Consider the following 9,478-nt stretch of genomic DNA (forward strand, 5'->3'; position numbering starts at 1 on the left):
TGGGTCGATTCGGGGATCTGCAGGTGGTCCGCGTGGCTAGGCACGGTGACGCCTTGGAGCCGAATCTAGCAGGAGCCCGCTATGGGCATGGCGATATCCATCATCACCGAAAGGATATAGTCGATGGTGTATATCCATTTGAAAATAAAGAATCTTTGTTGTCGTTTATATGTTTTTGGAATGCACCCTGCGGGTGCGCGGAATAGCGTTTTGCACCATGCGGGGGCGTATTCTGGCGGCTTTTCTGCGAGATCCCGGGCTGAAGCCGCATGAATTTCGGTTTCATGATTTAAATATAATTAAATCAATTACTTAAAAACTGGCACGGAGATTGCGGAAATGGGGCAGGACGCACCGCTCGACGTTCATACCCATTCATTTCCGGAGTTTCTGCCCATGCTGCACCGTTTCCGCGCATCCCGCCGCCTGCTTCTGTCCGCCGGGTTTGCTGCCCTTACCGCTCCTTTGCTGCCCGTGTCTGCGCTTGCCGACGAGCCCGTGAAGATCAAGTTCACCCTCGACTGGCGCTTCGAAGGACCGGCCGCGCCCTTCCTGCTCGCCAAGAGCAAAGGCTACTTCGCCGCCGAAGGGCTGGACGTCACCATCGACGCGGGCAACGGCTCAGCCGGCGCGGTGACCCGCGTGGCGACCGGGGCCTACGAGATGGGCTTTGCCGACTTCAATGCGCTGGTGGAATACGACGCCAAGACGCCGGGCTCCAAGATCCAGGCGGTGTACATGGTCTATAACGCCACGCCGGCGGCGGTGTTCGCGCTGAAGAAGAGCGGCATCACCAAGCCCGCTGATCTGGCCGGCAAGACCCTCGCCGCGCCGATCTTCGACGCCGGCCGCAAGGCCTGGCCGGCCTTCGCCAAGTCCAACAAGCTGGGCGTGGACGCCGTGAAGTGGCAGTCGGTCGATCCGGCGATCCGCGAGACGCTGCTGGCCCGCGGCGACGTGGACGGCATCACCGGCTTTTACTTCACCAGCCTGCTCAACCTGGAAGCCCGCGGCGTGAAGCCGGCCGACATCGTCGCGCTGCGCTACCCGGAGCACGGCGTCGAGCTGTATGGCAACGCGATCATCGCCAGCCCCAAGCTGATCGCCGAGAAACCCAAGGCCATCGAGGGCTTCCTGCGCGCCTTCAACAAGGCGCTGAAGGAAACCATCGCCAAGCCTGAAGCGGCGGTTCCGGCGGTGAAGGAGCGCGATCCGCTGATCGACGCGGGCCTCGAGACGCGCCGCCTCAAGCTGGCCATCGAGTCGAGCATCGTTACGCCGGAAGTGAAGCAGATCGGCCTTGGCGCAGTGACGCCGGACCGCCTCAAGCGCTCGATGGCGGAGACCGCCGAAGCCTACGCGCTGCCTAAGGTGCCGTCGGCTGCCGAGCTGTTCAACGCCGCCTTCCTGCCCTCCAGGGCCGAGCGCAGCCTGTAAGCCTGAAAACACCCATGTCCTTCGTCAAATTCGAGAACGTCGATCTCGCCTACGCGCCGGGGGGCGCGCTGGCCATCGAGGATGTCAGCCTGGACGTCCGCGAAGGCGAGTTCGTCGCCGTGGTCGGCCCGTCCGGCTGCGGCAAATCCACCCTCATGAAGCTCATCTCCGGTCTGCGTATGCCGTCCGGCGGCTATGTCTATGTGGACGGCCGCCAGGTCGGCGGGCCGCTGAAGATCGTCGGCATGGCCTTCCAGAACGCCAACCTGCTGCCTTGGCGCACGACCCTCGACAACGTGATGCTGCCGCTGGAAATCGTCGAGCCCTACCGCTCCACGCTGAAGAAGGAGCGCCGGCGCTACGAGGCCGAGGCGCGCCAGTTGCTCGCCAAGGTCGGCCTGGCCGGCTTCGAGGACAAGTTCCCGTGGGAGCTGTCCGGCGGCATGCAGCAGCGGGCGTCGATCTGCCGCGCGCTGATCCACCAGCCGCGCCTGCTGATGCTCGACGAGCCCTTCGGTGCGCTGGATGCCTTCACCCGCGAAGAGCTGTGGTGCATGTTGCGCGACCTGTGGCAGCTGCAGCCCTTCACGGTGATCCTCGTCACCCACGACCTGCGCGAGGCGGTCTTCCTCGCCGACACCGTCTACGTGATGAGCAAGCGGCCGGGCCGCGTGCTGGTGCGCCGGGAGATCGAGCTGCCGCGCCCGCGTGACCTGGACGTGACCTACACCGATGCCTTCGCCGGCTACGTCCATGAACTGCGCGAGCACATCGGCCGCGTGCGCGCATCCTGAAAGGCCTGCCATGAAACCCAATCTCGTCAAGGCCGCCCCGTGGCTGGTGGTGGCCGGCATGTTCCTGCTGTGGGAGCTGATCTGCGTCGGTTTCGACGTGCCCGAATTCCTGCTGCCGGCACCCAGCGCAGTATGGCATGTGGGCGTCGAGCAGTTCGCGCCGATCATGATGCACGCCACCCAGACCTTCCTCACCACGCTGGCCGGCTTCGCCATCGCGGTGCTGGTGGGCCTCCTGATCGGCATGGCGGTGGGCTCGTCGCCGCTGCTCTACCGGGCCATGTATCCGCTGCTGGTCGGCTTCAATTCGATCCCCAAGGTGGCCTTCGTGCCGGTGCTGGTGGTGTGGTTCGGCATCGGCACGGTGCCGGCCATCCTCACCGCCTTCTTGATCTCCTTCTTCCCGGTGGTGGTCAACGTGGCGACCGGCCTCGCCACGCTGGAGCCCGAGCTGGAGGACGTGCTCCGTTCGCTGGGCGCCTCGCGTCTCGACATCCTCGGCAAGGTCGGCCTGCCGCGGGCCATGCCCTACTTTTTCGCGTCCCTGAAGGTGGCGATCACGCTGGCCTTCGTCGGCTCGGTGATCGCCGAGACGGTGGCTTCGAACCTGGGCATCGGCTACCTGATGATGTCGGCCAGCTCGTCGATGAACATGCCGCTGGTGTTTGCCGGGCTGATCGTCATCGGCGTGATGGGCGTTGTGATGTACGAGTTGTTCGCCTTCGTCGAGAAGCGCATGACCAGCTGGGCCCACCGCAACCCGAACGGCGCGGCGTGACGATGGTGGCGCCGCTCAGGCCTCGGCCCGGGCGAGCGCCACCATCAGCGACTGGCCGATGTCCCGGTGGTTGCGGATTTCCTCGGTGATCTGCGTGACCACCGCGACGCGTTCGCGAGCCCCTTCCTGGATCGCCTGCATCGCCGCCTCGGCGTCGGCGGTGGCGCTGCGTCCGGCACTGACCGCCGTGCTGGCGTTGAGTGCCGACGTCGAAGCCTGCGACGAGGTGTGCTGCAGTTCCGAGGCAATGCTGCCGATCCGGTCGCTGGCGGCCTTGGCTTGCTCGGCCAGTTTGCGCACCTCGTCGGCCACCACGGCGAAGCCGCGACCCGCATCGCCGGCCCGCGCCGCTTCGATGGCCGCATTGAGGGCCAGCAGGTTGGTCTGGTCCGAGATCTGGGTGATCAGCGCGACGATGGCCGGGATCTGGCCGGACTGGACGGCGAGGGTGTCCAGGTCGGCCTGCACCCTGGCGAGGCATTCGCCGGCCCGCTCGATGTCCGTCTTCGCGCTGCCCATGTGATTCCGCCCGGCCGCCACCCGCGCCCCGCTGGCTTCGGCGAGGCGATTGGCGTTGGCCATATCGGCCAGTGCCTGGTCCACCGACACGCCCAGCTCTGCGGCCAGGCGGGCGGCATCGGCGATGGATGCGGCGAGGGCGGGGCTGCGCGGATCGTTTTCCGTGGTGGCCGCTGCCACCGTCAGGGCCTGGTGTGCCGTCTCCAGATCGTGGCGCAAGGCCTGGTTGGCGTTCTGCATGACTGCCAGTTCGTCGTGCAGGCGCGGCAGCAGTTGCCGGTGGGTGCGCAACTTTTCGGAGCGATGGTCCAGGCCGGCCACCAGGGCACACAGGGCGGCGGTCGCGGCGCAGGCCGTCTGCGCAACACTGTTCGGCAACACGGCTGCAGCGGTAGCGAGGAGGACGGCAGACAGGCAAAGAAGGGCGGTCTTGTCGAAGATGGGAGAGTTCGGCATGGCAGGCAGCTTGTCGCGAGGCAGGAATGGGTTTGTCGTCGAGGTCCGGACAAAAAAAGACCCGCTTCCGCGGGTCGAATCCCGATTCAGCTTTTCTGGACGATCGACGCGCGAGCGGATGTCAGAAACGGGAGGGAGAGGACGCTGAATCGGGGACAGACGCAAACATCAGGCAACGTGCGGCAATGATGCTCGCCAGCCTCCAGCGGGTCGTCGGGACTCCCGCCCACAAGGGGCCTGTGCTGGGGACGATTGAGCATCTGGTTAATTTCACGCTATCCGCTGCTTTATGAGCAGGAACGGTGCCAGTGCGGGGAGGGCATGTCGGGAAAAGGCGCCTGGCCCAGGCCGGACGCGGGATGTGCGGCATGCGGGGCGTTGCTTGCCGCAGTAGGGACGGCAGGCGGAGAATTACGCATTGATCAAATGATCTAATCGATGAATAAGTTATTGGTATCGATTGATCACTTGATGCATCGGCACGGCGCTGGCCTGCCGATGCCGCAATAAAGGCCGAGCCGGTGGTGTTTTCAGGCCGGGGTCGTGAGTTTTTCGAGGAGCAGCGGCTTGACCTGGGCCAGCCAGGCGTCGAGGCGCTCGTTGGTGAACATGCCCTGGGTCCGCTCGTCGATGACCAGGCCGACGAAGCGCCCGTCCTGCACCGCCGCGGAATGCGCGAAGGTGTAACCCTCGGTGCTCCAGTCGCCGACGATTTCCGCGCCGAAGCCCTTGAACACCTCATGAAGGCGCAGCAGCGAACTGGCGAAGCGATCGGAGTAGCGTTCCTGGGCGCCCAAGCCGAAGAAGGCGATGCGCTTGCCGGTGAAATCCGGCGTGCCGCTTTTGGCCAGGAACTCTTCCCAATTGGGTTCCAGGCAACCGGCGCTCTTGCCGGGAATCTCGCCGACGCCGTAGCTTGGCGTGCCGAGGATCAGGACGTCGTACTGGAGCATTTCCGCCATCTCGATGCGGTTCACATTGACGGGCTTGCTGGCGATCTCGTCGCCGAGCTTCTTGTGGATTTTCTTGGCGATGAGCCGGGTAGTGCCGGTTTCCGTACCGAAAAAGATGCCGATGGTTTTCATGATGGATTGTCGTGAACGCGACTCGCAATTGAGGGATCACGGGCTTCAAGCAGAATTCATACCTTGTGGCCTGAGCGGGCGTGATGTCGCTCGCTCGTTCTTGTTGACCTTCGCTCCGTCTCGGCTATAATCCGCTCCCTTCTGCGCCCCAGCTCCGGGTTGTTGTATCTACGGAGCCGGGTCAGGCAGGGATGCCTTGGTGGTGAAATTGGTAGACACGCTATCTTGAGGGGGTAGTGTCGAAAGACGTGCGAGTTCGAGTCTCGCCCAAGGCACCAATAGCTGTTCCGCAGTATTCCGAATCAGGCCGGAAAGCCCAGAGAAATCAAGGGTTCCGGCCTTTTTTGCGTCCGTAGTGTTCCGGATTATTCCATTGTAAGCCGGCCTCTAATGGGGGTATGGTTGGGGGTATTCGCCTGTCCTCAAGGATGGATACCCCCGATGCCGCTGACCGATACGCAGATCAAGGCACTCAAGCCCGATCTCAAGCCCCGCAAGATCTCCGACGAAAAGGGCCTGTACCTCCTGTTGCAGCCAACCGGCGCAAAGCTGTGGAGGCTCAAGTACCGAGTGGGCGGAAAGGAAAAGCTCCTGGCTTTGGGGAGCTATCCGGACGTTGGCTTAAAGGATGCGCGTAACCGGCGCGACGAGGCCCGCAAGCTGCTCGCCGATGGGATCGACCCTGGAGAGCAGCGGAAAGCCCAGAAGGCCGCCACCGAAGCCCGTGCCCTGAATTCGTTCGAGGTGATTTGCCGTGAGTGGCTGGAGAAATGGCGGACAACGGTCGAGCCAGCCCAATACACGAAATCCCTGGCACGCCTGGAGAAGAACGTCTTCCCCTGGCTAGGAGGCCGGCCGATGGCCGAAATCACTCCGCCGGAGGTGTTGGCGGTGCTGCGCCGGGTGGATGAACGCGGCGCCCGCTACACCGCCCACAAGATCAAGAGCGAGATCAGCCAGGCCTTCCGTTACGCTGTGGCTACCGGTCGAGCAGAACGCGATCCCTGCCCGGATCTGCGCGGCGCGATTCCGCCGGCCAGGGGCGAGAACTTCGCGGCCATCACAACCCCGAAAGAAGCTGGCGAACTGCTCCGCGCAATTGATGGCTTCCAGGGCACGTTTGTCGTCAAGTCAGCTTTGCTCCTGGCGCCGCTGCTGTTCGTGCGGCCTGGTGAGTTGCGCAAAGCCGAATGGGCCGAATTCGATCTCGACAAAGGAGAGTGGAATATTCCGGCAGGACGGATGAAGGGGCGCCAGCCTCACCTTGTCCCCTTGCCGTCGCAGGCCGTGCTGATCCTCCGTGACCTGCAGCCGCTCACTGGACGCGGCGTCCATGTCTTTGCAGGCCGCGACCCGAAGAAGCCTATGAGCGACGCCGCGGTAAATGCCGCACTGCGTCGCATGGGTTATGACACCAAGACCGAAATTACCGGGCACGGATTCAGGGCAATGGCCCGGACGATCCTGCATGAGGAATTGCATTTCAAGCCGGAAGTGATTGAGCACCAGTTGGCGCACCGTGTGCCTGATGCGCTGGGGAGCGCATACAACCGGACGAAGTTCATCAAGGAACGTCGAGGGATGATGCAACAGTGGGCGGACTACTTGGATCGGCTGAAGGTGGGTGCAGATGTGGTGAATCTGCAAACAAAGGGGGCCGCATGAACAATGCTATCAAAGGCTTTTCACTGAAGTTTGATCCGTGGGATGAGTCGTTGACCATTGATGATGCCCAAGAGGCTCAAAGGTATTGGGTGTCATTGGGAAATAAAGACGCTGATCCTGAAGGACCTATTTTTCAATGGTTTGGCGCGAAACGAATCACAGCTCTCAAGAAGAGTATTGATGACGGGGATGGCTTTTCTGTTCTTGGAGCAGTTCGTATATGCGTAACAAATGGCCTTGTCGCCCCAGAGTGGTTGGCGTATGCATTTAATCGAAGATACGACAATGTGTTGAATTGCCGTGTTGGCAGTTGGGATTCTGCTTTTGGAAGGCCGTATCCCAAAGGGATTCATCTTTCTGCACTGAAAAAGAAGCGAACTCACTCAATAGCGGTACACAACGCAGTAACCGAGTTGCGACTCAAGGAGCCGGATCTCCCAATAGACAAGGCTCTTTTCGAGCGTGTCGGAAAGCCGCTTGGTCTAGGAGCAACTCTCGCTGAGGAGTATTACTACGCCGCTAAGAATATGTGGATTAATTTTAAGTGACATGGTCATCCCGCTAAAACGACGAAGATCGCGGGATTACATCCCTCAGTAACGCTAACAGTATTGCGGCCATGTGTTCCGGGCGTTTCCGGAACGATCCAAAAAGGATTGGAAAACATGGCCACGCAACAAGCAGTACCTCCCGCCCCGGTTGTCATCCTCCGTCGCCGTGAAGTTGAAGCACGTACCGGCTTGGGCTGCTCCACTATTTACGATGGCATCAAGGCCGGAACCTTTCCAGCCCCTATTCAGCTTGGTTCGAAGTCGGTCGGCTGGATTCAGTCCGAAATAGACGCTTGGCTCGCGGCCCGTATCGCTGAACGCGACTCTGCAGGGACCGCAGGCAAAGCTGAGATGCGCAATCGGGGCCGGAAGTAATGAGTGCGGACAAGCCGGCTGCGACCGCTTTCGCCTTTTACCGGGTTCCACCTCTTCCCCGCGTGATCTGGGATTACCCGATTGGCGGGACTCGATATAGCTACCTCCAACCGGCTGCAGTTCTCACCCGCAGCGGATTGCTACTCCCAAAAGATCTGCCCAAAAACGGCGTGCAGTCGCGATGCACGATGCGCGGCGATGCCATCCTTATGAAGTCCGGAAAAATCCGGCTCTTGGTGCGGGCTGAACGTGTGATCGCCCGTGACGCAAGCTTCCAGCGGTTCATGGCTTCCCTTGGCTTGCATTCAGCTTCTCCGGATGCAGGCAGCTGCGAGGTGTAGAGATGGATCTCGCTAGCATCCTTGACCAGTTCCGCCGGGCTGCGGCCGTCCGGGGCCTGCTCCTGCCGGATCGTATCGACGCCGACGGCAAGCTGCATCGGTGTGAGCTGATCGGTGGTCCGAACGGCAAGAAGGACGGAGCATGGATCTTGCATCTGGACGGCATCCCGGCCGGTGGCTTCCAGAACTTCAAGGATGGCCTTGAGTGGGAAAACTGGCGGGCCGATATCGGCCGTCAGCTCACGCCCGAGGAAGAGGCCACCCACCGCGCCCGCATGGAGGCCCAGCGCGCCGAACGGGAAGCCGAAGCCAAGGCCAAGCGCGACAAGGCCCGCCGGAAGGCAAACGGGATCTGGAACAGCGCCAAGCCGGCCCCGGACGATCATCCCTACCTGGTCCGCAAGGGCATCCCGTCCTATGGCCTGCGTGTCGGAACCTGGTCTAAGTGGTCGGAAGTCCGTCCGGAGGTATGGGACGAGGTACGCATTCCCAACGCTCTGCTGGTGCCGATGCGCAGCCCGTCCGGCACGCTGCACAGTCTGCAGGCGATCTATGCCGACAAGATGGACGGCCTTGATAAGGCTTTTCTCACGCACGGAGAGAAGCGCGGCAAGTTCCACCTGATCGGCGAGATCCTCCCCGATCAGCCCGTTTGCATTGCCGAGGGCTACGCTACCGCGGCCAGTCTGCACCAGGTAACCGGCTGGCCGGTTGCCGTGGCCTTCGACGCCGGCAGCCTGGAACCCGTTGCCCGCGCCCTGCAGGAGGCCTATCCGCAGGCCCGCTTCATCCTGTGCGCTGACAATGATGCCTTCAGCCACTGCCAGGCCTGCGAGGCGCCGGTTCGGGTGGCCGATGGTGACACCTGTCCGAGCTGCGGAAAGCCTCACAAATGCCGCAACGCCGGCCAGATCCGGGCGCATGAGGCGGCCCGTGCAGTCGGCGGTGTTGTCGCTCTCCCCGAGTTTGCCGACCCGGAAGGACGTTGGGCGGGTTACCAGGAATCTGGCAAAGCCCCGACCGACTTCAACGACTTGGCGACCAGTACCCACGAAGGCGAAGGCCCGGCCGCCGTGCGTCGTATCCTCGAAGCGGCGGCGGCAGCCCTGCCGGCCCTACAGGGCGATGATGCCCCTGTCGATGTGCCCACGCCTGCCCCCGATGTGGAAAGCGTCGCCAGCGCCCCGGAGACAGCTCCGGTGCCACCAGCAGATGACGTCGCCAAGCCCGAAAAGCGCCACCGGACCAAAGGCAAGGGCAAAGCCGGTGCCGTGCAGACGCCTGCACAAGGCGGCGAGCTGTTCGAACTACGTGACGGCAACGAAGGCCGCGGCGTCTATCGCCTGAAGGTGGAGCGGCGTGGCGAAGGCTGGGAACAGGTCGAGCAGTTCGTCTGTGCTCCGCTGGAGATCACGCACCTGGTGCGCGATTCCAAGGGCGAAGGCTGGTGCCGTCTGGCGACGTTCCAGGATCACGA

General features: G+C 62.6%; 10 protein-coding genes and 1 tRNA gene. 8 read left to right on the plus strand and 3 right to left on the minus strand.

Annotation, left to right across the window (positions count from 1 at the left end):
- The first annotated feature begins 396 nt into the window (after positions 1-396).
- Genes B4920_RS24555 through B4920_RS24565 form a run of 3 tightly spaced genes read left to right on the plus strand, consistent with a single transcriptional unit; the run spans position 397 to position 3,009 of the window.
- A complete protein-coding gene (locus B4920_RS24555) occupies positions 397-1,437 on the plus strand; it encodes an ABC transporter substrate-binding protein (RefSeq protein ID WP_079437396.1) in 1,041 nt (346 codons plus the stop codon).
- Positions 1,438-1,451: 14 nt separating this feature from the next.
- A complete protein-coding gene (locus tag B4920_RS24560; protein ID WP_079437387.1) occupies positions 1,452-2,231 on the plus strand; it encodes an ABC transporter ATP-binding protein in 780 nt (259 codons plus the stop codon).
- A 10-nt stretch (positions 2,232-2,241) separates the two neighbouring features.
- Positions 2,242-3,009, plus strand: a complete 768-nt coding sequence (locus B4920_RS24565; protein WP_216820017.1) for an ABC transporter permease — start codon at positions 2,242-2,244, stop codon at positions 3,007-3,009.
- 15 nt (positions 3,010-3,024) lie between these two features.
- On the opposite strand, the gene B4920_RS30635 is transcribed toward B4920_RS24565, so the two are convergent.
- Together B4920_RS30635 and B4920_RS24575 are read right to left on the minus strand one after the other, a co-directional pair.
- Positions 3,025-3,984, minus strand: a complete 960-nt coding sequence (locus B4920_RS30635) for a methyl-accepting chemotaxis protein (protein WP_079437389.1) — start codon at positions 3,982-3,984, stop codon at positions 3,025-3,027.
- A gap of 530 nt (positions 3,985-4,514) precedes the next feature.
- Positions 4,515-5,069, minus strand: a complete 555-nt coding sequence (locus tag B4920_RS24575; RefSeq protein ID WP_079437390.1) for a flavodoxin — start codon at positions 5,067-5,069, stop codon at positions 4,515-4,517.
- Between the two features lie 193 nt (positions 5,070-5,262).
- On the opposite strand from B4920_RS24575, the gene B4920_RS24580 reads away from it, so the two are divergent.
- The 4 genes from B4920_RS24580 (at position 5,263) to B4920_RS24590 (ending at position 7,660) form a co-directional block, all read left to right on the plus strand.
- Positions 5,263-5,347: transfer RNA gene (locus B4920_RS24580), tRNA-Leu, on the plus strand.
- 163 nt (positions 5,348-5,510) lie between these two features.
- A complete protein-coding gene (locus B4920_RS24585; protein WP_079437391.1) occupies positions 5,511-6,734 on the plus strand; it encodes an integrase arm-type DNA-binding domain-containing protein in 1,224 nt (407 codons plus the stop codon).
- Entirely contained in the window at positions 6,731-7,282 is a 552-nt protein-coding gene (locus tag B4920_RS29050; RefSeq protein WP_139379622.1) for a hypothetical protein, read from the plus strand. The genes B4920_RS24585 and B4920_RS29050 overlap by 4 nt, the downstream gene beginning before the upstream one ends.
- A 117-nt stretch (positions 7,283-7,399) precedes the next feature.
- Complete coding sequence (locus B4920_RS24590; RefSeq protein WP_079437392.1) at positions 7,400-7,660, plus strand: AlpA family transcriptional regulator; 261 nt, start codon at positions 7,400-7,402, stop codon at positions 7,658-7,660.
- 140 nt (positions 7,661-7,800) lie between these two features.
- On the opposite strand, the gene B4920_RS29615 is transcribed toward B4920_RS24590, so the two are convergent.
- Complete coding sequence (locus B4920_RS29615; RefSeq protein WP_161493384.1) at positions 7,801-7,965, minus strand: hypothetical protein; 165 nt, start codon at positions 7,963-7,965, stop codon at positions 7,801-7,803.
- Positions 7,966-8,003: 38 nt separating this feature from the next.
- Between B4920_RS29615 and B4920_RS24600 the strand changes: the two genes are divergently transcribed.
- A partial coding sequence (locus B4920_RS24600) for a toprim domain-containing protein (RefSeq protein ID WP_139379623.1) occupies positions 8,004-9,478 on the plus strand: 1,475 nt, incomplete at its 3' end.

The organism is Zoogloea sp. LCSB751, assembly GCF_002028455.1.
Classification (GTDB): Bacteria; Pseudomonadota; Gammaproteobacteria; order Burkholderiales; family Rhodocyclaceae; genus Zoogloea.